Origin of the sequence: Marinobacter zhejiangensis (assembly GCF_900114775.1) — a bacterium.
Lineage (GTDB): Bacteria > Pseudomonadota > Gammaproteobacteria > Pseudomonadales > Oleiphilaceae > Marinobacter > Marinobacter zhejiangensis.
The window spans coordinates 121,618-145,289 of sequence record NZ_FOUE01000005.1 but is presented as its reverse complement, the minus strand read 5'-3'; the positions used below and the strand labels follow the sequence as shown (position 1 = coordinate 145,289).

The following is a 23,672-nucleotide window of genomic DNA, read 5'->3' as shown; positions in this document are numbered from 1 at the left end:
CTGGGCTAATGTTCATGTTATGTCGGGACTTGGCAGGCAGGAACTTTGTTGATGTACCCTGGTCAGCGCAAGAGAAGGCGGTCAACGACCGGGAATTTTAAAAGGAGTGATGTGATGACCAGGTCTTGTTCCATTCCAGGGATGAGTGTTCCCCGTAGCCGTTTCCCTGACCCGGAACGGGCATTGGCAAACCCGGGCGAAGGAGAGCAACGGGTCGTGCTGGCTGGTGGCTGCTTCTGGTGTGTTGAGGCGGTGTTCCTGGCGGTGGACGGTGTGGTTCAGGTGGCCTCAGGGTATACCGGTGGCGCAGCCGACACGGCGAATTATGAAGCGGTTTGCTCGGGCGCTACCGGCCATGCTGAGGCAGTGGACATCCGTTATGATCCGACACGAGTTGGCTTTGGCGAGTTGCTGAAGCTGTTTTTCTCAGTCGCCCACGACCCCACCCAGCTGAATCGCCAGGGCAATGACCGGGGTACCCAGTATCGCTCGGCGATTTTCTATAGCAACGATGACCAGAAAGCCGTGGCTGATGCCTATATCGAACAGTTGAATCAGGCCGGTGTTTATCCCGAGCCGATTGTGACAACCCTGGAACCCTTACAGGCATTCTACCCGGCCGAGCCGTACCATCAGAACTATGCTGCCCGGAACCCCTATCAGCCTTATGTCATGGCGGTTGCGGCTCCGAAAGTGGAAAAGCTGCGACAGACCTTTGGTGATTGCCTGAAACCCGAATACCGGGACGACCGGTCCTGAGGCCGTCTCGCTTATCTGTTACGAGAAAGAGGAAGGAGAACCCAACGAATGCCCACGTCAGCCGCAGGTTTTGATCTCACCCCACTGAGCGACGCAGAAGTTGCCAATCGTGCGGTGACCCTTACACCGGAAGAGCGCCACGTCCTGCTTGACCATGGCACCGAACGGCCATTTTGCGGCACGTTGCTCGACAACAAGACCGACGGGGTCTATCACTGTCGCCTCTGCGAGTTGCCGCTGTTCAGCTCCTCAGCGAAGTTTGATTCCGGCACCGGCTGGCCGAGCTTCTTCCAGCCGTTTGATCCGGACCATATTCGCTATTTTGAGGACAGCTCCCACGGCATGGTTCGCACCGAAATCCGCTGCCCCCGTTGCGACAGCCATCTCGGCCATGTTTTTCCCGATGGCCCTGCGCCCACCGGGCAGCGCTATTGCCTCAACTCGATTGCCATGGAGTTTCATCCAGGGGGCGAATGATGAGTCATGATGTCGTCATACAACTGTCACAGGTGGCCACTAGTCTAAAGGTACAGAGGCCCTGAACGATTCCGGTCGTACGAGTTGACTCAGGCATTATTCAGTGGCTCCTGAACGTGACTGCGTTGTTGTCGTGCTCAGTCCCTTTGGGGGCTAGTTTCTTATAGGCTGGATGCCCAATGACCACCAGGGACTGGTGGTTTTTTTATGCGCGCACCATCACCCACCATCCATTACCCATTACTGCCCTGCGGTCACCGTGGCGACATAATGGGCCACGGCTGAGATCTGCTCCTCGGAAAGCGTTTCAGCAAACGCGGGCATGATGCCTACCCCGGTTGTTACCGCCTGACGCACCCGTTCTTCATCGGGAGCAAGTTCGTCGAGGTTTGGCCCGATAATGCCCGTCGACCCGGCATCCGCCAGGGTATGACACACCGTGCAGGAAGGCTGAGCCGCCTCGGTGAACACCTTGCGCCCCTCATCCAGGCGCTCATCGCCGAGGCCTGGTTGGGAGAGCAGGACGCCGGCCAGGATCACTCCATACGAATACGTTGTCATCACTTGTCCTTACGTCACCTTGAGGGTGACGCCGTGATCTTTCCAGCCGTTGTGGCCGTAACCCCGCTCATTTTCGGTCCGGTTTTCCGGCTGGCTATTGCCATCGCTGTCGGTTGCCCGGCTGACGACCCGGTAGTCTCCCGGCGCAAGGTTTGCTGCCAGCACGAATGGGCGCCAGGCAAACGGCCCCAGGTCGGGTCCGAGGAAACGGGCCTGTTGCCAGTTCCCGCCACCGTCGAGGGACACCTCCACACTGGCCACCGCCCGGCTTCCTCCAAACGCCACGCCGTAAATCATGTGGCGTCCCTGGGGAGTTTGTTCCAGGGGGGACGTGACCCAGGACTTGACGTTCATTTCCCACATCGACGGTTGGTCTGACGCGCCTTTCACCCCAATGTCCCGCAGACGGTAGCCAGACACCTGGATCTTGGTGTCGGTCTGGTTTGGGGTAAACGCAATGTGCCTGACGTACTTGACGTTGTTCACTCCGTAATAGCCGGGAACAACCATGCGCAGGGGGCCTCCATGGGTGACGGGTAACGGGTCGTCATTGAGCTCCCAGGCCAGGATTGCCCGATCCAGGGCCGCTACCGGCACCGAGCGTTCGACGCGGATGGTTTTCGGGTCAATTCCTTCCGGCAGCTCTTCACCGCCGGTACTGGTGATGTAGTTCATGCCATCGGCGACGCCTCCCAAGGCGTCCACGACGGTCCTTAGCGGAACACCGGTCCACAGGACACAACCTGCAGCCCCCACTGACCACTGCGTGCCGCTGGCGCCATGGGGAAAGAAGGCTCGCCCGTTACCTGAGCATTGCAGCACGGCGGCCACGGTTTCCACGCCCATGGTCTTGAGCTCAGCGATGGTCAGCGCCCGGGGGTTTTTGACGCCTTCGATGTTAACCGTCCAGGCATCGCGGTCTGTTGCGATGGCTTCCCCGGGGGAGGGCAGGTTGTTCCGCACAAACAGTTTGTCCGACGGGGTCAGGACGCCGCTGCCAATGGCATCCCGGCGGGTTTCCATGGTGTTTGCGCTGTGAACAATCAGGTCGCTGAGGCTTTTCCAGGCGGCGTAGTCCGGCAGGGTCGCGGGTGTCTGGCTGCGGGCCAGGGGGCTGAATCCCAATAGGCTGACAGAGGCCAGGGCGCCAGCGCTGCCAACCAGTAGGCGGCGTCGGGAGACCATGGGAGGGTTCTGGGCTAGGTCAAGGGTGGTAGTAGGCTCTTTGGCGCGCATGAGGCGTCTCCTGATTGGGTTGGGGGGGACACGCTTGCCGGAAACATCCGAACGGCCGGACATCTGTAAGTAATAGTTTGTGGTCAAAAAATGATCAAGTTCCGGGCGCTGCGCCCGTGATATGTTGTTGAGATTACGTCGGGCCTGGCCGTTATAATTTGTCACTTTTGGCGGGATGCCCGGTGACGTTAGGGGAGGCAGGCGCATGAAACGATTGAAATTCAGCCCGATGGTTGAGTCGGCAACGCTGTTGCGGCGGGCTGCTGTGGTTCTTGGCTCAGTAGGGCTCACGGCACTGTATAGCTTGCTTATCCTTATGCGGGCACTGGTAGGGCAGTTGAACCGGGACATTGTTGATAAATACACCCGGGGCTGGTCTGCGACGTTGTTGCGTCTGGTCAGGGCGCATGTGACGGTTCGCGGCGCGGTGCCGGATTTCAACGATGGCCGTCGTTACATCATCATGTCGACCCATGCCAGCCACTACGATATCCCGGTCAGTTTCGTTTCCCTGCCGGGTTCTATCCGTATGCTGGCCAAGAAAGAACTTTTCCGGATTCCCCTGTTGGGGCCGGCCATGCGTGCAGCGGAGTTCCCTTCAGTGGACCGGGCCAACCGGGCCCAGGCGCTGGCGGACCTGAAGACGGCACGGGAAATGATGGAAAGCGGCATTGTGCTGTGGGCAGCGCCGGAAGGCACGCGCTCTGATGACGGTCGCCTGCTGCCCTTCAAGAAGGGCTGCTTTCATTTGGCGCTGGATACGGAAGCGGTCATTGTGCCTGTTGCCATTCGGGGCATTCACCGGGTGCTGCCGGCACGGACCTGGCAGATCAACTTGGGCCAGCCGGTGGATGTCCGGGTGGGTGAGCCGATCGATACGGCGGGGATGGGGCGAGACGACCTGGCTCAGTTGATGGCCGGGGTACGCGAACGAATGACGGAACTGCTGGGAGATGGCGAGGCGCAATAGTGGCGCCTCGCCGTATGGTCAGCGGACGACGGTCGACACCAGGTAGCCGGTATAGCAGAGGTAGGTCGTCAGCAGGATGGCGCCCTCAAAACGACTGATGCTGCGCTCGGAGCTGAAGATTTTCATGCCCATCAGCAACAACGCGGCGGTCAGGACGGTCATCACGGTCCAGTCCCGGTACAGCACCTCGGCTTGTACCGACAGCGGGTGAATGGTGGCGGCCAGACCAACCACTGCCAGGGTATTAAATATGCCTGACCCGAGAATATTGCCGAGGATCAGGTCGTGCTCGTTCTTGCGAACGGCGGCGATGGAAGACGCCAGCTCCGGCAGTGATGTGCCGATGGCGACAATGGTCAGACCGATGATCAGGTCGCTGACCCCGAGGGATTGCGCCACGTAGACCGCCCCCCAAACCAACATCCGGGAGCTCACGATCAGGAGCACCAGCCCCGCCACCAGCCAGAGCAGCGCCGCTTTTATGGGCATCGCATTGGCGTCCAGTTCCGATTCGGTATCCTCAGCCAGGGCGTCGCCTTTGCCGCGAATACCCTGAACGATTGACCACCCCATCACCGCGAAGAACACGCCGAGCAGGACCCAGCCATCAAGCCGGCTCAGTTCGCCGTCAATCAGCTGGCTACCGGCAATCGCGCAGAGCACCAGCAACAAGGGCAGTTCTTTTTTCAGCACCTGGGAGTGCACCACGATGGGACTGACCAGGGCGACGAGACCAACGATCAACGCAATATTGGTGATGTTCGAACCGTAGGCGTTACCCAGAGCCAGGCCGGGGTTACCGTCCGTTGCTGCCATGGCAGAAACCGCCAGTTCAGGGGCGGAGGTGCCAAACCCGATGATGACCATACCGATCAGCAGGGTGGGCATGCCCAGATGCCGCGCGGTAGCCGCTGCGCCATCGACGAAGCGGTCTGCGCTCCAGACCAGCAGGACCAGCCCTGCCAGGATTGCTGCGATTGCCAGTAACATTCGTTAAAGCCTCAATGGAGAAATTGACCCAGCAGGTAGACGCCTGCATAGCCAAATGTGTAAGCCACAAAAAGGTGCACAAAATACCTCAGATAGGCGGCAAAGGTCAGCCCCGGGATTTTGCTCATAGCGACAATGCCCGCCGCGGAACCGATCACCAGCAGTGAACCGCCGACGCCAACAGCATAGGTGAGCCCCATCCACTCGGCTGGAGTCATGTCGATCCCGGCCTTGAGCAGCGCGGCAGTGAGGGGAACGTTGTCGATGATCGCGGAGAAGATGCCCATCACATAGTTGGCGGCCAGTGGCGGCATCATGTGGTAGATGTTAACCAGACTGTCCAGGGCGTGGATTTCCTTGAGGCTACCCACCAGCAGCAGGATGCCCAGGAAGAACAGCAGGGTTTCAAATTCAATGGCGCGCACGTATTCCAGGATTGGGTCGAGGTCGCTGTCATCGCTCATGAAACGGGACACCAGGAACATGACCGAGAGACCAAACAGGAACATCAGGACCGGTGGAATAGAGAACAGTGAATTGCCGGTGATGGTGGCGATGATCGTTGCCAGGAACAGGACGCTGATGACCACATCCACCGGGCGAACCGAGTTTAGTCGTGGCTCCATAACGACGGTGCCATCGAGCCCGCGACACAGGATAACCGCCAGAACGAATACGGTAATCGCTGAGGGTAGTGCCAGCGTCAGCAGTGTCAGGATCTCCACCTTGCCCGCCAGGAAGATCATCAGCGTGGTCACGTCCCCGGTAATCAGCGCGACGCCGCCGGAGTTGACCGCAAACACCACCAGGGTGATGAACTGGATGCGCTTTTTCAGCTCAAGGTTCAGGGTCAGTATCAGCGAACAGGACACCAGGGTGGCGGTGATGTTGTCCGCCAGTGACGAAAACACGAAACAGAACAGCCCGGTCAGGAACAGCAGTTTTCGTTCGGTGACTTTGCCAGGCATGATCAGGTAGACCATATTCTCAATCATGCCCTTTTTATTGAGGTAGGCGACAAAGGTCATCGCGGCCACCAGAAACAGCCATAGCCCGGCGATTTCGGCAATGCTTTCCGAGAGCCCCAGGGAGATCGCCCGGGTTTCTTCTTCGTTGGTGCTGGCAATAAACATCAGCAGCCAGGACAGGGTGCCAAAGAACAGGGTGATTTTGGCCTTATTGACATGGGTGACTTCCTCGAAGATCACGCCAAGCAGCGCCAGGACAGCCAGCCCGATCAGGACGGTATCCAGAGATAAGAGAGAGGGTTCCATACTAAGCCGCCATTGGAGTCAGATGGATAGGGAAAGAAAGGTTAGGGCGCGAATTCTAGACCTTTCGGGGGGCGGCAACCACCATCTGTTGACTTGGGGCTTTCGTTTAATAGCGCCATGGTAGAGAAATCCGGATACTCGTGTGCCGGATAAACTCACTAAGTGGTATTGGCATTTTATTATCTGGTCAAAAACCGGGATAATTGGGGCCCTCAAACTTTCGACCCCTATATGCCCAACGGTGGGTGACAGGCTCAGTAACTTGTTAAGGTGAATGCCCAATGGCCGCAATACAGGCAGATGTAGTGCTGGTTGGCGGTGGCGTCATGAGCGCCACCCTCGGCATGATGCTCAGGCAGCTCGATCCGTCCCTGGACATCATCATGGTTGAACGTCTAGATCACGTTGCCCATGAGAGCACAGACGGTTGGAACAACGCTGGTACAGGACATGCCGGCTACTGTGAACTGAACTACACGCCGCAAGCCGACGATGGTGATGTAGCAATCGAGCGGGCACTGGCCATCAATGCCCAGTTCGAAGTGTCCTTGCAATTCTGGTCGTACCTGGTGGAGAAGGGCATGTTGCCCAAGCCCTCCTCGTTCATCAACCGCACGCCGCACCAGAGCTTTGTCTGGGGTGAACAGGACGTCGCTTTCCTGCGTCGCCGCTTCGAGAAGCTCCAGGCACACCACCTGTTCCGGGAAATGGAATACACCGAATCCCCTGACGTGCTGAAGGAATGGATGCCGCTGATCGTCCAGCACCGGGATCCCATGCAGGCTGTGGCAGCGACTCGCGTCAAACACGGCTCCGACGTGGACTTCGGCTCGCTGACCCGCAGTATGGTGAGTTACCTGGAAAGCCAGCCGAATTTCACCCTGATGCTGAACAGTCCGGTGCATTACCTGGCGCAGCGCGATAATGGCCGCTGGAAGGTTCGGGTTCGCAATCACGTCACCGGTGAAACAACCAAGCTGGAAGCTGGTTTTGTCTTCTTGGGTGCCGGTGGTGGCGCGCTGCCTCTGTTGCAGAAGTCTGGCATTGATGAAGCCCGTGGCTACGGCGGCTTCCCGGTCAGTGGTCAGTGGCTGGTTTGTCAGGACCAGGAGGTGGTGGCCAAGCACCACTCCAAAGTCTATGGCAAGGCGCCGATTGGTGCGCCGCCGATGTCGGTACCACACCTGGATACCCGGATCATCAATGGTGAGCCGGCGTTGCTGTTCGGGCCCTTTGCCGGCTTTACCACCCGTTTCCTGAAGCAGGGGTCGGTGTTTGACCTGTTCGGGTCAGTCAAACCGAATAACCTGAAGCCGATGCTGTCGGTGAGCAAGAACAACATGGACCTGACGCGTTACCTAATCAGCGAAGTGTTCCAGTCTCATAGCGAGCGGGTGGCCTCCCTGCGTAACTTCTTCCCCGACGCCCAGGAGAAGAACTGGAAGTTGCAGGATGCGGGGCAACGGGTCCAGATCATCAAGAAAGATGAAGATGGTCGCGGTAAGCTGGAATTCGGCACCGAAATCGTGGCGTCCAAGGACGGCAAGCTGGCGGCGCTGCTCGGCGCGTCGCCGGGTGCCTCCACTGCGGCCAATGCCATGATCAATGTTCTGGAGCGCTGCTTCCCCGAGGCGATGGCGTCTCCTGAGTGGCAGGAACGCATGCGGGCGATGGTGCCGTCCTACGGCCAGTCCCTGGTCAACGACGAGGACCTGCTCAACACGGTTCGCGAGCGGACACTGCGGACTCTGGAGCTGAATCCGGACGCTTGATGCCGGTATAGCCCACAAAAAAGCGGTGGTCAACGCAGGTTGCCACCGCTTTTTTGTGCTCGCAATTCGCCTAGTTCAGCATCGGTTTCAGATAGCGTCCGGTATGGGAGACCGGGCTTTCCGCCACCTGTTCCGGCGTCCCTTCGGCAATGATCTGGCCACCGCCGGAGCCGCCTTCCGGCCCCAGGTCGACAATCCAGTCGGCAGTCTTGATTACATCCAGATTGTGCTCGATCACCACAATGGTGTTGCCGTGGTCCCGCAGCCTCTGGAGCACATTTAGCAGCTGCTGGATGTCGTAGAAATGCAGGCCAGTGGTGGGTTCGTCCAGGATGTAGAGGGTTTTGCCGGTATCCCGCTTGGACAGTTCCTTGGCCAGCTTGACCCGTTGAGCCTCGCCACCGGACAGGGTAACGGCGCTCTGCCCCAGGCGGATGTAGGACAGGCCTACATCGATCAGGGTTTGCAGCTTGCGGGCAATGAACGGAACGGCATCAAAGAACTCGCGGCCTTCCTCCACGGTCATTTCCAGAACTTCATGGATGTTCTTGCCCTTATAGCGTACTTCCAGGGTTTCCCGGTTGTAGCGTTTGCCCTTACAGACATCGCAGGGCACATACACATCCGGCAGGAAGTGCATCTCCACCTTGATCACGCCGTCGCCCTGACAGGCCTCGCAGCGTCCGCCCTTGACGTTGAAGCTGAAGCGGCCAGGTTTGTAGCCACGTGAACGGGCCTCCTGGGTACCAGCGAACAGTTCGCGGATCGGGGTAAACAAGCCGGTATAGGTGGCCGGGTTGGAGCGTGGGGTTCGGCCGATGGGGCTCTGGTCAATGTCGATTACCTTGTCCAGCTGATCCAGCCCGGTCAGTTTTTGGAACGGGGCGTGAGTCAGGCTGGTGGCTTTGTTCAGTTTGGCCGCCGCCACCGGATACAGGGTGCCGTTGATCAGGGTCGACTTGCCAGATCCGGACACCCCGGTAATGCAGGTCATGACCCCCAGTGGGATGTTCAGCGTCACATCCCGCAGGTTGTTGCCGCTGGCGCCGCTGAGGGTCAGGGTCTTGCCGGAACCTTCGTTACGGCTGGTCGGAACGGCGATCTGCTTCTTGCCGGAGAGGTACTGGCCGGTCAGCGATTTTGGGGATGCGATGATCTGTTGGGGCGTACCCTGGGCGATCACCTGGCCACCGTGAACGCCGGCTCCCGGGCCGATATCGATCACGTGATCGGCGGCCCGGATGGCGTCTTCGTCGTGCTCCACCACAATCACGGTATTGCCCAGGTCCCTCAGGTGGGTCAGGGTTGCCAGCAGCCGGTCGTTATCTCGTTGGTGCAGGCCGATGGAGGGCTCATCCAGGATGTACATAACCCCAACCAGACCGGCGCCAATCTGGCTGGCCAGACGGATACGCTGGGCTTCGCCGCCGGACAGGGTGTCAGCACTGCGTTCCAGGGTCAGGTATTCCAGGCCCACATTGACCAGGAACTGCAGCCGTTCCCGTACTTCCTTGAGGATTTTATCGGCAATCTCACCCCGGCGCCCCGGCAGCGCCAGCGTTTCAAAGTAATCGTGGGCTTCGCCGACGGGCAAATGGGTAATGGCGGGCAGGTTCCGGTCTTCAATGAAAACATGGCGAGCACTGCGGCGCAGGCGGGAGCCACCGCAATCCTTGCAGGGTTGCTGACTGAGATTGCGGGCCAGCTCCTCGCGCATTCCCTGGGAGTCGGTTTCCCGGTAGCGGCGTTCCAGGTTAGGGAGAATGCCCTCAAAGGGGTGGGCCTTCTCCATCACGTGTCCGCGGGAGTTTACGTAGCGGAACGAAATCTCTTCCCTGCCGGAGCCATAGAGCAGGACCTGTTTGAAGGCCTCCGGCAAGTCCACGAAGGCGGTGTCCATATCCACGTCATAGTGGTCGGCCACGCTGCTCAGCAGCTGGAAATAGTAAACCGCCCGGCGGTCCCAGCCTTTGATGGCGCCTTCTGCAAGCGTGGCTTCCGGGTGCTGGACGATTTTTTCGGGATCAAAGAATTGTTTGACGCCCAGGCCATCACAGGTCGGGCAGGCGCCAGCCGGGTTGTTGAATGAGAAGATCCGCGGTTCCAATTCGCTCAACGCATAGCCGCACTGGGTACAGGCGTAGCGGGCTGAGAAGGTATGTACCTCGTCATCAGCGGGCGCCTTGTCCGACATGGGCGCGACCAGCGCGATGCCATCGGCCAGTTCCAGAGCGGTTTCAAAACTTTCGGCGAGGCGCTGCTCCAGTCCGGGTTTGACCTTGAAACGGTCCACCACCACGTCGATCTGATGTTTGCGCTTCTTGTCCAGGGCCGGGACGTCATCAATATCGTAGACGGTGCCGTCCACCCGAAGGCGGATGAAGCCCTGGCTCTTCATGGTTTCGATTACCTGCTGGTGCTCGCCTTTACGGTCACGGATGACCGGGGCCAGAATCATCAGCTTGCTGTCTTCCGGCATGGCCAGAACCTGATCCACCATCTGGCTGACCGTCTGGGCTTCCAGGGGCAGGTCATGGTCGGGGCAGCGAGGTTCCCCGGCACGAGCGAACAGCAGGCGCAGGTAATCGTAGATCTCGGTTATGGTGCCGACGGTAGAGCGGGGGTTGTGCGAGGTGGACTTCTGCTCGATGGAAATGGCCGGTGACAGCCCCTCGATGTGGTCGACATCCGGCTTTTCCATCATCGACAGGAACTGGCGGGCGTAGGTGGACAGAGATTCCACATAGCGCCGCTGCCCCTCGGCATACAGGGTGTCGAAGGCGAGCGAAGACTTGCCGGACCCGGACAGACCGGTAATTACGATCAGTTTGTCCCGCGGCATGTCCAGGTCGATGTTCTTCAGGTTGTGGGTTCTTGCCCCTTTGACTTGAATACGGTCCATAGTGCCCCCGGCAAACAAAAGCGGGAGTATACCGCATCTGCTACAATGCGCGCTTCCTGGTTTGGCGGGGTGGATAAACGACGCCCGGGTTCGCCAGTGCCATATTGTTTAGGAAGGAATTGTTGTTTTATGAATGCTCTTGAAAAGCGCTCGGTTGCTGCGCTGGCGTCCGTTTACGCCATGCGAATGCTGGGACTGTTTATGGTCATGCCGGTCTTTGTCTTGCTGGGCCAGGACCTGGATTCGGCCACGCCGGCACTGATCGGATTGGCCATCGGAGCCTATGGTCTGAGTCAGGCCTTGCTGCAGGTGCCGTTTGGGCTGCTGTCAGACCGGGTTGGTCGCAAGCGCATGATCTATATCGGACTGGTCCTGTTTGCAGCAGGGAGTATGCTCGCCGCCGTGTCGGACTCCATCTACGGGGTCATTGCGGGGCGGGTGCTGCAGGGGAGCGGGGCGATCGCCAGTGTGTTGATGGCGCTGCTCAGTGACCTCACCCGGGAAGAACAGCGTACCAAGGCGATGGCCACCGTTGGCATGTCCATCGGTCTGTCGTTCTCCGTGTCCCTCGTGCTGGGGCCATTGCTGGCGAGCGCGTTCGGGCTGCACGGCATCTTTTTTGTGACCGCGGCCCTGGCGCTCATAGCCCTGGTGGTCGTTAATCGGGTTGTGCCAACGCCGCACCAGCACCTGGCCAATGCCGATACACGACCAGTTAAGGCGATGTTGTCACAGGTCATCCGTGACGGCCGCTTGCTGCGCCTTGATTTCGGGATTTTTGCCCTGCACTTGGTGTTGACCGCGCTGTTCCTGGTGGTGCCGTTGATCCTCAAGGACAAACTCGGGCTGCCAACCCAGTCCCACTGGTGGTTCTACCTCACCATCATGGTGACCTCGTTCTTTGCCATGGTGCCGTTTATCATCATTGGCGAGAAAAAACGCAAGATGAAGCCAGTGCTCTCTGGCGCCATCCTGCTGCTGACTCTGGCCACGGCGGGACTTGAAGTGGCAGTGACAGGCCTCGGGGTCGCCTGGGGCGTGCTGTTTCTGTTTTTCATGGCGTTCAATCTCCTGGAAGCCAGCTTGCCATCCCTGATCAGCAAGGAGGCACCAGCCGCGAGCAAGGGCACGGCGATGGGCGTATACTCCACGTCCCAGTTCTTGGGTGCCTTTGTTGGTGGTGCGGTCGGTGGTTTGCTGCTGGAGCAAGGCGGCGTGACCGGGGTGGTGTGGCCGATGGTGGCGGTGCTGGTGTGCTGGCTGCTGTTGGCACTGACGATGCCGAACCCACGCTATACCACCAGTTTCGTGGTAAAATTGCGCGATAATCTTGGCCGGGATATCGACAGGGTCGATGCTGCCTTGCGAGGGCACCCCGGCGTCCAGGACGTGGTCATCCTGGAGGGCACGGCTATGGCCTATCTGAAAGTGGACCGTGACCAATTTGAGGAAGAGTCGCTTGCAGGGTATGACTTTGTCCGGCAAGGTTCTTCCTGAACCGACTACAACCATTCATAGAACTCTGAGGGCTGGCCAGGGATGGCTGGCCAATGTATCTGGCAGATTCGGGAGCTGATCATGGCAAGAGGCGTAAACAAGGTAATTCTTATCGGTAACCTGGGACAGGACCCGGAAACCCGTTACACACCCAGCGGCAATGCGGTTGTTAACCTGACTTTGGCAACGGATGAAAGTTATAAGGACCGTCAGACCGGCCAGATGGTTCCCAAGACTGAGTGGCATCGGGTAGTGATGTTCGGCAAGATCGCGGAAGTTGCTGGCCAGTACCTGCGTAAAGGTTCCAAAATCTACATTGAAGGCAAGCTGCAAACCCGTAAATGGCAGGATCAGGGTGGCCAGGACCGTTACACCACGGAAATCGTGGTCGATATTAACGGCCAGATGCAGATGCTGGACAGCCGCGGTGGTGAAGGCGGCGGCATGGGCATGAACCAGGGCGGTGCGCCGGCCGGTCGTCCTCAGCAGCAGTCCTACAACCAGCCTGCACCGCAACAGCAGGGCGGCATGCAGCAAGGTGGTATGCAACAACAGGGTGGTATGCCGCAAGGCGGTGGCCATAGTGGCGGTTATAGCCAGCCCGCACCGCAGAACATGCCGGAGCCGGTGGACGACTTCGATGACGATATCCCGTTCTGATCCGGATATCGAAACGGTGACGTGTAAGGCGTGACCACAAACAAAAAGCCCCGCTTCTGCGGGGCTTTTTGTTTGTGGTGCTGACACCAGGTTTGTCGGCTATTCGTCCGAGTGATCTTCGCTGTCCATCCCCAGCTCGTTGATCTTTCGGGTCAGGGTGTTGCGTCCCCAGCCGAGCAGGATGGAGGCGTCACGACGACGGCCACCGGTGTGCTTGAGGGCGGTTTCAATCATGATGCGTTCAAACTCCGGCACGGCAGTATCCAGAATACCTTTGTGCCCCCGCTTCAGCTCTTGTTCCGCCCAGCCGCGCAGGCCCTCCTGCCAGGTTTGCCCGGTGGGAGGTGCGTCGGCCTGCTCCAGCAGCTCCGGTGGCAGGTCATCGATATGGATTTCCCGGCCACTGGCCATCACCGTCAGCCAGCGGCAGGTGTTCTCCAGTTGGCGAACGTTGCCGGGCCAGGGCAGGGTGGTGAGGTATTCCTCGGCTTCCTGGCGAAGCAGTTTTGGCTCGACCGCGAGTTCCTTGGCGGCCCGCTTGAGGAAGTGCTGCATCAGCCGGGGAATGTCTTCCCTGCGCTCAGCAAGCTTTGGCAGGTGGACCCGAATAACGTTGAGGCGGTGGAAAAGGTCTTCCCGGAACGCGCCGTCGTTGACCAGCTTTTCCAGATCCTGATGCGTCGCTGCGATGATGCGGACATCGACCTTGATGGGGGTGGTGCCACCCACCCGGTAAAACTCGCCGTCTGCCAGCACGCGCAGGAGCCGGGTCTGGGTGTCAGCGGGCATGTCGCCGATCTCATCGAGAAACAGCGTACCGCCGTTGGCCTGCTCGAAACGGCCCTGACGGGCGGCGCCGGCACCGGTGAAGGCGCCTTTCTCGTGGCCGAACAGTTCGGACTCGATCAGGTCTTTGGGAATAGCAGCCATGTTCAGGGCAATAAACGGGTGACTTACCCGTGGGCTGTGGTTGTGGAGAGCCTGGGCAACCAGTTCCTTGCCGGTACCGCTTTCGCCGTTGATCAAAACGGTGATGTTTGAGTGGGACAACCGGCCAATGGCGCGAAACACTTCCTGCATGGCCGGTGCTTCACCGATGATCTCAGTATTTCTCTGTCCGCTGTCAGGAACCGGTTCAATGGTGGCGCGACGTTCGTGGCTGTGAGCGACGGCACGCTTGACCAGGGCAACTGCGTCATCAACATCAAAGGGCTTGGGCAGGTATTCAAACGCACCAGTCTGGTAGCTGGTGACCGCACTTTCCAGGTCGGAATGGGCGGTCATGATAATGACCGGCAGGTCCGGGTAGCGTTCCACAATGTTGGACAGCAGGGTAATGCCATCAATGCCGGGCATACGGATGTCGCTGATGATGGCATCCGGCTGCTCGTGCTCAAGGCGCATGATGATGCTCTCGCCATTCTCGAAAACCCGGGGCTGCATGCCCTCCTGGGTCAGGGCGCGTTCAAGTACCCAGCGGATGCTTCGGTCATCGTCGATGATCCAGACGTTTGCCGATTGGGTCATGGGGTGCTCTCCAAAGGCAGAAAGATGATGAAGTCGGTCTTGCCGGGCTCGCTCTCACATTCGACGAGCCCGTGGTGTTGGCCGATGATGCTCTGTGTAATGGACAATCCCAGCCCGGTGCCACTCGCGCGGCCACTGATCATGGGATAGAAAATATTCTGTTGCAGTTCGGGGGGGATGCCGGGGCCGTTGTCGATGACATCGACCCGACACACCAGCCGGTGCCGGGTATGGCCAATGGTGAACTGGCGCAAAGCCCGGGTGCGCAGGGTGATGGTGGGTGTTTCTCCAGCGCCACCGGCGGCCTGGTGTTCAAACGCGGCTTCCATGGCGTTGCGGGCGATGTTCAGGAACGCCTGGATCAGTTGCTCTTTATCTCCGAACAGTTCTGGCAGGCTGGGGTCGTAATCGCGGCGGAACTGGATCCGCCCCCGGCTTTCGGCCTCCAGCAGCGATTTCACCCGCTCCAGAACTTCATGGATGTTAGTGTTGGCCAGTTTGAGGGCGCGGTTGGGGCCCAGCATCCGGTCCACCAGGCTGCGAAGGCGGTCGGCCTCGTCAATGATGATCTGGGTATACTCTTTCTGCCCCTCATCCGTCAGCTCCCGGTCTAGCAGCTGGGCCGCGCCGCGGATGCCCCCCAATGGATTCTTGATCTCATGGGCCATGCCCCGGACCAGGATTCGGCTGGTTTCCTGCTGCGAGATGATGTCTTCCTCGCGGCTGATCCGAAGCAGCCTGTCCCTGGGTTGGATTTCCAGCAGCAGTTCCAGCGGGTCGCTGTTAATGGGGGAGACGGAATAGTCGACGGTTAGCCGGTTGCCGCTGATCAGGTAAAACTCGGTTTCCCGCTTGGTGTACGACTGGCCATTCAAGGCCGCGGCATGAAGGGTGTCCAGTGCTTCTTCGGACTCCACCAGCAGGTCGGCGATCGGCACCCCCCTGACGCGAGTGACGCTGGTCTCGAACAGGCTTTCGGCAGACGGGTTCAGGTACTGCACGTTGAGCGTTGAGTCGAGTACCAAGACTGCCGTGGTCAGGTTGTCCAGTATGTGTTTGTATCCAGACGAAGTCGCCATGAGGTTCCCCTTGCTATAAGAAGCAACGCTGCAAAAAGCGAACCACTTTGCGAATTCGGGGGCAAATGGGTGCGAATATCGGTAAAGCCTGGCCCTAAAGTTGGTCTGGTCCGCTGGTGTGCTGCTACAGACTGGCGCAAGAGGGCGGGATTATCAAAATCACGCCCTAGTCTTGATCAGAGTATCGCGTTTTGTTGGTGCGCGCGCACCAAAAAAGTGCGCGCGATTCGGGGGTCAGGAGGGGTTAGTGCAACGATGAGGGGCGGTGGATGGTAAAAGAGACGCTACCGCCAGATTGAACCGGCATACCGTTGCTGTCGATGATGTTGACGGTGGCCTGGTGAGTTCCCCGGTCGATATTGCGCACCAGAATGTCACCCGAGGTGCTTTGTCCAACGGGTTGGCCATCCAGTGAGATTTCGTACTTGTGTCCCTGCCTCAGTGCCGGGCTGCTGGTTACCCGGAAGGCGACATCGCCGCTGCCAGAGTGGAAGGCCTCGTTGTTGCCGGGCGCAATGATCTCAAGGTTACTGTAGCTTTCTGATGCCGGCTCTGCGCGCTCGGGGGCGGCGCTTTGCGTGGTGACATCCTCAAGTTTGGGCAGGGTGATGGTGGTAACAGGCTGCACGTCGATGGCTTCTGAGCCGGAGCTGGGCTCGTCGGAGTAGGTGACGTTGCCGTCGGCGTCTACATTGCGATAGATCTCAGCGGCAGCAGGGGCTGCTGTGCACACCAGCAAACTGGCAATCAATCCGGCTCTGAAGGTCATGGCTCTGTTCCATTATCGTTATCAGCCTTTGATTATCGGTAGCGGGTTTGAAGTTTGCAATGTCTAGGGTTTCCGTAATCGTTACAAAGCGTTAACGGGCTTTCTGATCCATAAAAAAGCCCCGCACGGGGCGGGGCTTTAGAACTGCTGCTTCCCTCAGGAATTAGCAGGAGTAGTACATGTCGAACTCAACCGGGTGAGTTGTCATGTTCAGGCGCTCGATTTCGCCACGCTTCAGATCTACGAAGCCAGCGATCATGTCCTCGGTGAACACGCCGCCACGGGTCAGGAACTCGTGATCAGCCTGCAGGGCATCGAGGGCTTCCTGGAAGGTTTCGGCCACAGTCGGGATAGACATGGCTTCTTCTTTCGGCAGGTCGTACAGATCCTTGTCCATGGCATCGCCAGGGTGGATCTTGTTCTGGATGCCGTCGAGGCCAGCCATCATCAGGGCAGCGAAGGCCAGGTACGGGTTGGCTGCCGGGTCAGGGAAGCGAACTTCCACACGACGTGCCTTCGCGCTGTTCACGTACGGAATCCGGATGGAAGCAGAGCGGTTGCGGGCAGAGTAAGCCAGCATAACCGGAGCCTCAAAGCCCGGAACCAGACGCTTGTAGCTGTTGGTGGAGGAGTTGGTGAAGGCGTTGATGGCCTTGGCGTGCTTGATGATACCGCCGATGTAGTACAGGGCAATTTCGCTCAGGCCAGCATAGCCGTCGCCAGCGAAGATGTTCTTGCCGTCTTTGTTCAGGGACATGTGAACGTGCATGCCGGAACCGTTGTCACCAACCAGCGGCTTAGGCATGAAAGTGGCGGTTTTGCCGTAGGCGTGGGCCACGTTGTGGACGCAGTACTTGAGGATCTGTACTTCGTCGGCCTTCTTCACCAGGGTGTTGGCGCCAACGCCGATTTCGCACTGACCCGCAGTACCGACTTCGTGGTGGTGAACCTCAATTTCCAGACCCATGGATTCCATGGCGGCACACATGGCGCCACGCAGGTCGTGCAGGCTGTCTACCGGCGGAACCGGGAAGTAGCCGCCTTTTACGCCAGGACGGTGACCGATGTTGTTGCGCTCGAAGTCTTCGCCGGAAACCCAGGCGGCTTCTTCGGAGTGGATGGCGTAGCTGGCGCCGCTCATGTCAACGTTCCACTTAACGGAATCGAAGACGAAGAACTCAGGCTCAGGGCCAAACAGGGCGCCGTCGGCGATGCCGGTGGACTTCAGGTATTCTTCAGCGCGACGGGCAACGGAGCGGGGATCACGCTCGTAGCCTTGCATGGTGGTGGGTTCAACGATGTCACAGGTGATGTTGACGGTGGTTTCTTCGGTGAACGGATCCAGAACGGAGCTGCTGTCATCCGGCATCAGGATCATGTCGGATTCGTTGATGCCTTTCCAGCCGGCAATAGAAGACCCGTCAAACATCTTGCCGTCGGCGAAGAAGTCTTCGTTGACTTCGGTAGCAGGCATGGTCACGTGCTGCTCTTTACCGCGGCTATCGGTGAAACGCAGGTCAATCCATTTCACTTCGTGTTCTTTGATCAGATCAATCGTTTTGGACATTATGCAAGCTCCGTTGGTTTACCCGCAGAGCGGGGTTTTTCTATGTTCTTGGCGCCGGGGGTGAATCTCTGAGCCAATCTGAGGTTGGGCCTGATCCCGGCTGATTTATCAGGTTTGCGCAGCTTAGCAGAAGCGGTAGCAGCTTACCTTCAAAAATGGCTGACAAGCATTAAGCAAACGGCTTGCCAGTTTTTTCATGATGCTCCAGAAAGGCGCAGCGCGGGCGTTACTGGGCCGTTTTGGCGCTGGCGACCCTCTGCGTAAGCGAGAAGTTCATCCAATGCGTGAACCAAAATAGTGCGCCAATCGTGTCTGTGCACTATAAGTGTGCGCAGCCTGCTTAAGATTGCGGTAAGCACTATTCTTCATATTCTCACCACAGACTTTCCGCTATACTTCGCGCCGCTTTGCTGATCTTTGTCAAGCTGGGCGAAGCGGTCTGCACGGGCAGACCTGTACATTTACTTCTACGGATTTGAGACGGCATGCGTGGGGCTGGTCATCCACCCCCTGACCCTCTCAGGTCGATACCGCATGTCGCAGGATTACAGTCGTGATTGAGAAACTTCGTAATATCGCCATCATCGCCCACGTTGACCATGGCAAAACCACCCTTGTAGATAAGCTGCTGCGTTTGTCCGGCACCCTGGAGCGCAAAGAGCTCGAGAACGAGCGGGTCATGGACTCGAACGATCAGGAAAAAGAGCGTGGTATTACCATCCTGGCGAAAAACACCGCCCTGAAATGGAATGGCTACGACATCAATATCGTGGACACCCCGGGACACGCCGACTTTGGTGGTGAAGTAGAGCGGGTGATGAGCATGGTGGATTGCGTGCTGCTGGTGGTGGATTCCATCGACGGCCCGATGCCGCAGACTCGTTTCGTTACCCAGAAAGCGTTTGCCGCGGGCCTGCGTCCGATCGTTGTGGTGAACAAGATTGACCGTCCTGGTGCCCGTCCTGACTGGGTAATCGACCAGGTGTTCGACCTGTTTGACAGCCTGGGTGCGACGGACGAGCAGCTGGATTTCCCGATCGTTTACGCCAGCGCCCTGAACGGCATTGCCGGCCTGGATCATGAGAAAATGGACGACAACATGGACGCCGTATTCCAGGCGATTGTTGACCATGTTCCTGCACCTTCCGTTGATCTGGATGGACCATTCCAGATGCAGATCTCCCAGCTGGACTACAACAGCTTCCTCGGTGTCATCGGCATCGGCCGCATCATGCGTGGCCGGGTCAAGACCAATACTGCGGTGACTGCGTTGGGCGCTGACGGCAAGAAGCGTCAGGGTCGTATCCTCAAAATCATGGGGCACTCCGGTCTGCAGCGCGTGGAAGTTGAAGAGGCCCAGGCTGGCGACATCGTCTGTGTGAGCGGTCTGGATGAGTTGTACATTTCCGACACGCTGTGTGATCCGTCCAACGTTGAGGCGCTGCCTCCGCTGACGGTTGATGAGCCGACGGTATCCATGACCTTCCAGGTCAACGACTCGCCGTTCTGTGGTAAAGAAGGCAAGTACGTCACCAGCCGGAACATCAAGGATCGCCTGGATAAGGAACTGCTGCACAACGTTGCCCTGCGTGTTGAAGAAGGTGACTCCGCGGACAAGTTCAAGGTATCCGGACGTGGTGAGCTGCACCTGTCGGTCCTGATCGAGAGCATGCGTCGTGAGAACTTCGAGCTGGCCGTTGGTCGCCCGATGGTTGTTATCAAGGAAGTGGATGGCGAGAAGCAGGAGCCTTACGAGAACGTCATCATCGACATCGAGGAGCAGCACCAGGGTTCCCTGATGGAGCAGATGGGCCTGCGTAAGGGCGACCTGACCAACATGGCGCCGGATGGAAAAGGGCGTATGCGCCTTGAGTACACTATCCCGGCGCGTGGCCTGATTGGTTTCCGGAACACCTTCCTGACCATGACCTCTGGTACCGGCATCCTGACTTCCACCTTTAGCCACTATGGCCCGATCAAGAGCGGTGAAGTCACAGGTCGTCAGAACGGTGTGCTGGTGTCCATGGCGACAGGTACGGCGCTGACATACTCCCTGGAGACCCTGCAGAGCCGTGGCAAGCTGTTCCTGGATCCAGGTCAGGAAATCTATGAAGGCCAGCTGTGTGGTATTCACAGCCGGGACAATGATCTTGTCGTTAACCCGACCAAGGGTAAGAAGCTCGATAACATGCGGGCGTCCGGCAAGGACGAAGTGATTGGCCTGGTACCGCCGATCAAGTTTACCCTTGAGCAGGCGCTTGAGTTCATCGAAGACGATGAGCTGGTGGAAGTTACGCCGAAGTCAATCCGCCTTCGTAAGAAGCTGTTGACTGAAAATGAGCGTAAGCGCGCCCACAAGAAGTAAGCCGCTCGCCTGAGGTGAGCAGTAAGTATGAAAGGCGGCCCCCTCCCGGGTCGCCTTTTTTTGTGGTGTTCCTTTTTTTGTAGGGAGGCTCGGGTCGGGTGTCGGATTTCGTGCCATACTCCGGTAAAACTCGCCGGATCAGGACCCTTCATACCTGCCATGCTGAACCTATACCCGGAAATCCAGCCTAACGCCCGCCACCGCCTGAGTGTGGCGGCGCCCCATGAGTTATACTTGGAAGAAAGTGGTAATCCGGCCGGTATACCGGTGCTGGTGGTTCATGGCGGCCCTGGGGGCGGTTGTGAGGACTATTACCGCCGCTTCTTCGACGCGGAGCGCTACCGGATCATTCTGCTGGACCAGCGGGGGGCAGGTCGCTCAACGCCGTTGGCGGAGCTGGAGGGAAACACCACAGCCGACCTGGTGGCGGACATGGAGCAGGTCCGGCAGTTCCTTGGGATTGATAAGTGGCTGCTCTTTGGGGGGAGTTGGGGGTCTACGTTGAGCCTGGTGTACGCCCAGGCCCACCCTGAAAGAGTTATGGGGTTGGTCCTGAGGGGGATTTTCCTGTGTCGGCCAGAGGATATTCACTGGTTTTATCAGGAAGGCGCCAGCCGGGTCTTTCCCGACTACTGGGAAGACTTCCTGGAGCCGATACCAGAGTCTGAACGACACGATATGGTGTCGGCCTACTATCGCCGGCTGACGAGCACCAACGAATTGGAGCAGATCCAGGCGGCGAAGGCCTGGTCGGTCTGGGAGGGGCGCTGTGCAACGCTGCACCCGAATCCCGCGGTAGTGGATCGGTTCGGCCACCCCCATGTGGCGATTGCACTTGCCAGGATTGAGTGCCACTACTTCATGAATCGTGCCTTTCTTGAACCCGATCAGATCCTCAACAATACGTCTGTACTTGAAGGGATTCCCGGTATCATTGTGCATGGCCGTTATGACATGGTCTGCCCATTGGATAATGCCCTGGCACTGAGTCGGGTCTGGCCGGATGCCGACCTTCACATCATTCGTGATGCCGGCCATTCGGCCTCTGAACCCGCCATTGTTGATGCGCTAATCAAGGCAGTGGATGAGGTGGTGGCTAAAATCGAGAAAAAGCGCGAGTAACTGCAGCAACACTCTGTTACTTGCGGGAACCCCTCTGCGACGGATAAAATCCCGCCCCTCCTGTGTCAATTCGCAGAGTGAACATGAAGGGACTGATTCAACGAGTAACTCAGGCGAGCGTTTCCGTGGATGGGGAGCGGGTCTCTGAGATTTCCACCGGTCTGTTGTTATTGCTTGGTGTAGAGCGTAACGATGGGCCCGGCCAGGCAGAGTTGCTCTGCAAAAAAATTCTTTCCTACCGTGTTTTTCCTGACGACCAAGGGCGCATGAACCGTAGCCTGAGTGATATTTCCGGGTCGTTGTTGGTTGTACCCCAATTCACTTTGGCCGCCGATACGGGCTCTGGAACCCGCCCGGGGTTTTCGACCGCCGCAGCGCCAGACGTTGCCCGTGAACTCTATCTTTATTTTGTTGGGTTGGCGCGGGATGTCCTAGGGCCTGATCAGGTGGGTGAGGGGCGTTTCGGGGCTGATATGCAGGTTTCCCTGGTTAATGATGGCCCTGTTACGTTTTTGCTGGAAACGACTGGGGCTTCGAAATAGTGCGTACCGGTGAGAAAGAGGCCAATTGAGTGCGTTGGTTTGGAGCTCGGGAGTGGCTGGCGGCACGCACGATTTTTATTTTTCTATTATCGTATTGATATTTATTAAGAAAATGATTTCTGGCCCTTGCTTTGAATAGCGGTTGGCTGAATTGCATGGCTATAAAACCATCTACCTGTGTCACAAAATGGACTAAAAAAACAGGTATAAAAATTTGCAAATAAGAATTCATTGTATTAAAAATAGCCCATTACACACTTCTTTAAGTAAGCGGTGTAAGTGACTGACCTAAAACGATTCGGTGGCAATAGAGTGCCAGCGGAGCCGAAAATGGCATCAGTCGGGCGGTTTGAGGGTTGGGATTGGAGTGGTGTGGATGCCCCAATTCCGGGCGCCTTAAAACATAAGTCGCCATTTACTATTTGTCACGAAAGTGACATGTTTACGACACACAATTGGGCGCGTTCTTGGGCTTAATTGTCGAAGTCATTAAAAAAACGGGTAAAACCCGACAAAGCTAAAACCTGAGTTAACTCAAAAAAGGAAGACGCAACATGAAAAAGACGCTCATCGCATCAGCTATTGCAGCGGCTACTTTCTCCGGCGCAGCCCTGGCTGAAAGCAACATGCCGACTGTTTACGGTAACATCCAGCTGGCCGTTGCCTACGAGGATTCTGAAGTTAAGGCTGGCGGTGTAACTGTTGGCGACCACGGTTACGAGCATATGGATAACGGCTCTACCCTGGGTATCAAGCACGAGCACGAAATTGCTCCAGGCCTGACTGGTTTCTTCAAGGCTGAATTTGAGTTTGACGCTGACGACAAGTCTAGCAGCTCTGGCCTGAGCAGCCTGGATGAAGCCTACATTGGTGTGAAAGGCGATTTCGGTAAAGTATGGGTTGGTTCTGACGACACCATCTACGAAGATGCTATCAACATCAACGATTACTTCGAGTTCTACGGCGTGTCTGACCTGGGCGCGACTGGCGAAGGCGACATGGTTCAGTACCTGACTCCTTCTTTCGGTGGTCTGACCCTGGGTGCTGCTGTTCAGGTTAACGGCGATACCGATGACAAAGGCAAGGGCGACAGCAACCTGCCGTTCATCCTGACTGCTGCCTACTCCATGGGTGACACCACTGTAGCATTCGGTGTGGATTCCAACGACGGCGGCGCTCCTGGTACCAACGAAAACGCCTACGGTATCTCTGTTTCTCAAGGCCTGGGTGACCTGAACGTTTCCTTCGCTTATGAAACTGTGAAGGACGCTGTGGACAAGGCTTCCCTGCTGGGTGTTTACAGCATGGGTGCCAACAACTTCGCACTGGGCTACGAATTCTCTGATTTCGACAACGGTGACGAAGCCAACCGCGTACTGGCTCAAGCGCTGCACAACCTGTCTGACAACATGTACGTGTACGTTGAAGGGCAGTGGATCGACGGCGAAGCCACTATCGGTGGTGTTGACGCCGACCTGGAGACAACTGGTGTTGCTCTGGGTGCTACCTACTACTTCTGATTCAGCCCTCAGCTGATTTAGTTGAAGTAAAAAAAAGCGGCGACCTTCGGGTCGCCGTTTTTTTGTGTATGCTGGAAAACATC

At 57.9% G+C, this 23,672-nt stretch carries 19 protein-coding genes; 10 read left to right on the top strand and 9 right to left on the bottom strand.

Annotation, left to right across the window (positions count from 1 at the left end):
* Positions 1–114: 114 nt before the first annotated feature.
* Both msrA and msrB read left to right on the top strand, forming a co-directional pair.
* The gene (msrA, locus tag BMZ67_RS15595; RefSeq protein ID WP_092025265.1) at positions 115–759 is read left to right on the top strand and encodes a peptide-methionine (S)-S-oxide reductase MsrA; all 645 of its coding nucleotides are present in this window, start codon (positions 115–117) and stop codon (positions 757–759) included.
* A 48-nt stretch (positions 760–807) separates the two neighbouring features.
* Positions 808–1,236 carry a peptide-methionine (R)-S-oxide reductase MsrB gene (msrB, locus tag BMZ67_RS15590; protein ID WP_092025262.1) on the top strand — a complete coding sequence of 143 codons (429 nt, stop codon included), beginning with the start codon at positions 808–810 and terminating at the stop codon, positions 1,234–1,236.
* Between the two features lie 240 nt (positions 1,237–1,476).
* Here msrB and sorU read toward each other — a convergent pair whose 3' ends face one another.
* A complete protein-coding gene (gene sorU, locus BMZ67_RS15585) occupies positions 1,477–1,797 on the bottom strand; it encodes a SorU family sulfite dehydrogenase c-type cytochrome subunit (RefSeq protein WP_092025258.1) in 321 nt (106 codons plus the stop codon).
* A gap of 9 nt (positions 1,798–1,806) precedes the next feature.
* On the bottom strand, positions 1,807–3,033 hold the full coding sequence (gene sorT / locus BMZ67_RS15580; RefSeq protein ID WP_092025255.1) for a SorT family sulfite dehydrogenase catalytic subunit: 1,227 nt from the start codon (positions 3,031–3,033) through the stop codon (positions 1,807–1,809).
* A 205-nt stretch (positions 3,034–3,238) separates the two neighbouring features.
* Here sorT and BMZ67_RS15575 point away from each other — a divergent pair, with 205 nt between their 5' ends.
* Positions 3,239–4,003: a lysophospholipid acyltransferase family protein gene (locus BMZ67_RS15575; RefSeq protein WP_092025252.1), complete on the top strand. Its 765-nt coding sequence runs from the start codon at positions 3,239–3,241 to the stop codon at positions 4,001–4,003.
* Positions 4,004–4,021: 18 nt separating this feature from the next.
* On the opposite strand, the gene BMZ67_RS15570 is transcribed toward BMZ67_RS15575, so the two are convergent.
* Together BMZ67_RS15570 and nhaD are read right to left on the bottom strand one after the other, a co-directional pair.
* Complete coding sequence (locus BMZ67_RS15570; protein WP_092025249.1) at positions 4,022–4,993, bottom strand: calcium/sodium antiporter; 972 nt, start codon at positions 4,991–4,993, stop codon at positions 4,022–4,024.
* An 11-nt stretch (positions 4,994–5,004) separates the two neighbouring features.
* On the bottom strand, positions 5,005–6,267 hold the full coding sequence (gene nhaD / locus BMZ67_RS15565) for a sodium:proton antiporter NhaD (protein WP_092025247.1): 1,263 nt from the start codon (positions 6,265–6,267) through the stop codon (positions 5,005–5,007).
* 281 nt (positions 6,268–6,548) lie between these two features.
* Between nhaD and mqo the strand changes: the two genes are divergently transcribed.
* Positions 6,549–8,039 carry a malate dehydrogenase (quinone) gene (mqo, locus tag BMZ67_RS15560; RefSeq protein WP_092025244.1) on the top strand — a complete coding sequence of 497 codons (1,491 nt, stop codon included), beginning with the start codon at positions 6,549–6,551 and terminating at the stop codon, positions 8,037–8,039.
* Between the two features lie 70 nt (positions 8,040–8,109).
* Here mqo and uvrA read toward each other — a convergent pair whose 3' ends face one another.
* Positions 8,110–10,941, bottom strand: coding sequence for an excinuclease ABC subunit UvrA (uvrA, locus tag BMZ67_RS15555; RefSeq protein ID WP_092025241.1), 2,832 nt, complete (start codon positions 10,939–10,941; stop codon positions 8,110–8,112).
* Between the two features lie 129 nt (positions 10,942–11,070).
* On the opposite strand from uvrA, the gene BMZ67_RS15550 reads away from it, so the two are divergent.
* Entirely contained in the window at positions 11,071–12,438 is a 1,368-nt protein-coding gene (locus BMZ67_RS15550) for an MFS transporter (RefSeq protein WP_092025238.1), read from the top strand.
* An 81-nt stretch (positions 12,439–12,519) separates the two neighbouring features.
* Positions 12,520–13,098 carry a single-stranded DNA-binding protein gene (gene ssb, locus BMZ67_RS15545; protein WP_092025566.1) on the top strand — a complete coding sequence of 193 codons (579 nt, stop codon included), beginning with the start codon at positions 12,520–12,522 and terminating at the stop codon, positions 13,096–13,098.
* A gap of 99 nt (positions 13,099–13,197) precedes the next feature.
* Here ssb and ntrC read toward each other — a convergent pair whose 3' ends face one another.
* The 4 genes from ntrC to glnA form a co-directional block, all read right to left on the bottom strand.
* Entirely contained in the window at positions 13,198–14,625 is a 1,428-nt protein-coding gene (ntrC, locus tag BMZ67_RS15540; RefSeq protein WP_092025235.1) for a nitrogen regulation protein NR(I), read from the bottom strand.
* Entirely contained in the window at positions 14,622–15,704 is a 1,083-nt protein-coding gene (gene glnL, locus BMZ67_RS15535; protein ID WP_092025232.1) for a nitrogen regulation protein NR(II), read from the bottom strand. The genes ntrC and glnL overlap by 4 nt, the downstream gene beginning before the upstream one ends.
* A 244-nt stretch (positions 15,705–15,948) precedes the next feature.
* Positions 15,949–16,473, bottom strand: coding sequence for a DUF4124 domain-containing protein (locus BMZ67_RS15530; protein WP_092025230.1), 525 nt, complete (start codon positions 16,471–16,473; stop codon positions 15,949–15,951).
* A 163-nt stretch (positions 16,474–16,636) separates the two neighbouring features.
* A complete protein-coding gene (gene glnA / locus BMZ67_RS15525) occupies positions 16,637–18,040 on the bottom strand; it encodes a glutamate--ammonia ligase (protein ID WP_092025227.1) in 1,404 nt (467 codons plus the stop codon).
* A gap of 553 nt (positions 18,041–18,593) precedes the next feature.
* Here glnA and typA point away from each other — a divergent pair.
* The 4 genes from typA to BMZ67_RS15505 all read left to right on the top strand — a co-directional run bounded on the left by typA (position 18,594) and on the right by BMZ67_RS15505 (position 23,589).
* Complete coding sequence (typA, locus tag BMZ67_RS15520; RefSeq protein WP_092025224.1) at positions 18,594–20,405, top strand: translational GTPase TypA; 1,812 nt, start codon at positions 18,594–18,596, stop codon at positions 20,403–20,405.
* Between the two features lie 159 nt (positions 20,406–20,564).
* Positions 20,565–21,527: a prolyl aminopeptidase gene (gene pip, locus BMZ67_RS15515; protein WP_092025221.1), complete on the top strand. Its 963-nt coding sequence runs from the start codon at positions 20,565–20,567 to the stop codon at positions 21,525–21,527.
* Between the two features lie 83 nt (positions 21,528–21,610).
* Positions 21,611–22,069, top strand: coding sequence for a D-aminoacyl-tRNA deacylase (gene dtd, locus BMZ67_RS15510; RefSeq protein ID WP_092025563.1), 459 nt, complete (start codon positions 21,611–21,613; stop codon positions 22,067–22,069).
* Positions 22,070–22,623: 554 nt separating this feature from the next.
* The gene (locus BMZ67_RS15505; RefSeq protein ID WP_092025218.1) at positions 22,624–23,589 is read left to right on the top strand and encodes a porin; all 966 of its coding nucleotides are present in this window, start codon (positions 22,624–22,626) and stop codon (positions 23,587–23,589) included.
* The last annotated feature ends 83 nt before the right edge of the window (positions 23,590–23,672 follow it).

Coding starts and splice junctions, on each gene's coding strand:
- dtd (WP_092025563.1), top strand. CDS start 21,611: ATGAAGGGACTGATTCAACGAGTAACTCAGGCGAGCGTTTCCGTGGAT.
- ntrC (WP_092025235.1), bottom strand. CDS start 14,625: ATGACCCAATCGGCAAACGTCTGGATCATCGACGATGACCGAAGCATC.
- BMZ67_RS15570 (WP_092025249.1), bottom strand. CDS start 4,993: ATGTTACTGGCAATCGCAGCAATCCTGGCAGGGCTGGTCCTGCTGGTC.
- msrB (WP_092025262.1), top strand. CDS start 808: ATGCCCACGTCAGCCGCAGGTTTTGATCTCACCCCACTGAGCGACGCA.
- pip (WP_092025221.1), top strand. CDS start 20,565: ATGCTGAACCTATACCCGGAAATCCAGCCTAACGCCCGCCACCGCCTG.
- mqo (WP_092025244.1), top strand. CDS start 6,549: ATGGCCGCAATACAGGCAGATGTAGTGCTGGTTGGCGGTGGCGTCATG.
- BMZ67_RS15550 (WP_092025238.1), top strand. CDS start 11,071: ATGAATGCTCTTGAAAAGCGCTCGGTTGCTGCGCTGGCGTCCGTTTAC.
- uvrA (WP_092025241.1), bottom strand. CDS start 10,941: ATGGACCGTATTCAAGTCAAAGGGGCAAGAACCCACAACCTGAAGAAC.
- ssb (WP_092025566.1), top strand. CDS start 12,520: ATGGCAAGAGGCGTAAACAAGGTAATTCTTATCGGTAACCTGGGACAG.
- sorU (WP_092025258.1), bottom strand. CDS start 1,797: ATGACAACGTATTCGTATGGAGTGATCCTGGCCGGCGTCCTGCTCTCC.
- BMZ67_RS15530 (WP_092025230.1), bottom strand. CDS start 16,473: ATGACCTTCAGAGCCGGATTGATTGCCAGTTTGCTGGTGTGCACAGCA.
- msrA (WP_092025265.1), top strand. CDS start 115: ATGACCAGGTCTTGTTCCATTCCAGGGATGAGTGTTCCCCGTAGCCGT.
- glnA (WP_092025227.1), bottom strand. CDS start 18,040: ATGTCCAAAACGATTGATCTGATCAAAGAACACGAAGTGAAATGGATT.
- glnL (WP_092025232.1), bottom strand. CDS start 15,704: ATGGCGACTTCGTCTGGATACAAACACATACTGGACAACCTGACCACG.
- BMZ67_RS15575 (WP_092025252.1), top strand. CDS start 3,239: ATGAAACGATTGAAATTCAGCCCGATGGTTGAGTCGGCAACGCTGTTG.
- nhaD (WP_092025247.1), bottom strand. CDS start 6,267: ATGGAACCCTCTCTCTTATCTCTGGATACCGTCCTGATCGGGCTGGCT.
- sorT (WP_092025255.1), bottom strand. CDS start 3,033: ATGCGCGCCAAAGAGCCTACTACCACCCTTGACCTAGCCCAGAACCCT.
- BMZ67_RS15505 (WP_092025218.1), top strand. CDS start 22,624: ATGAAAAAGACGCTCATCGCATCAGCTATTGCAGCGGCTACTTTCTCC.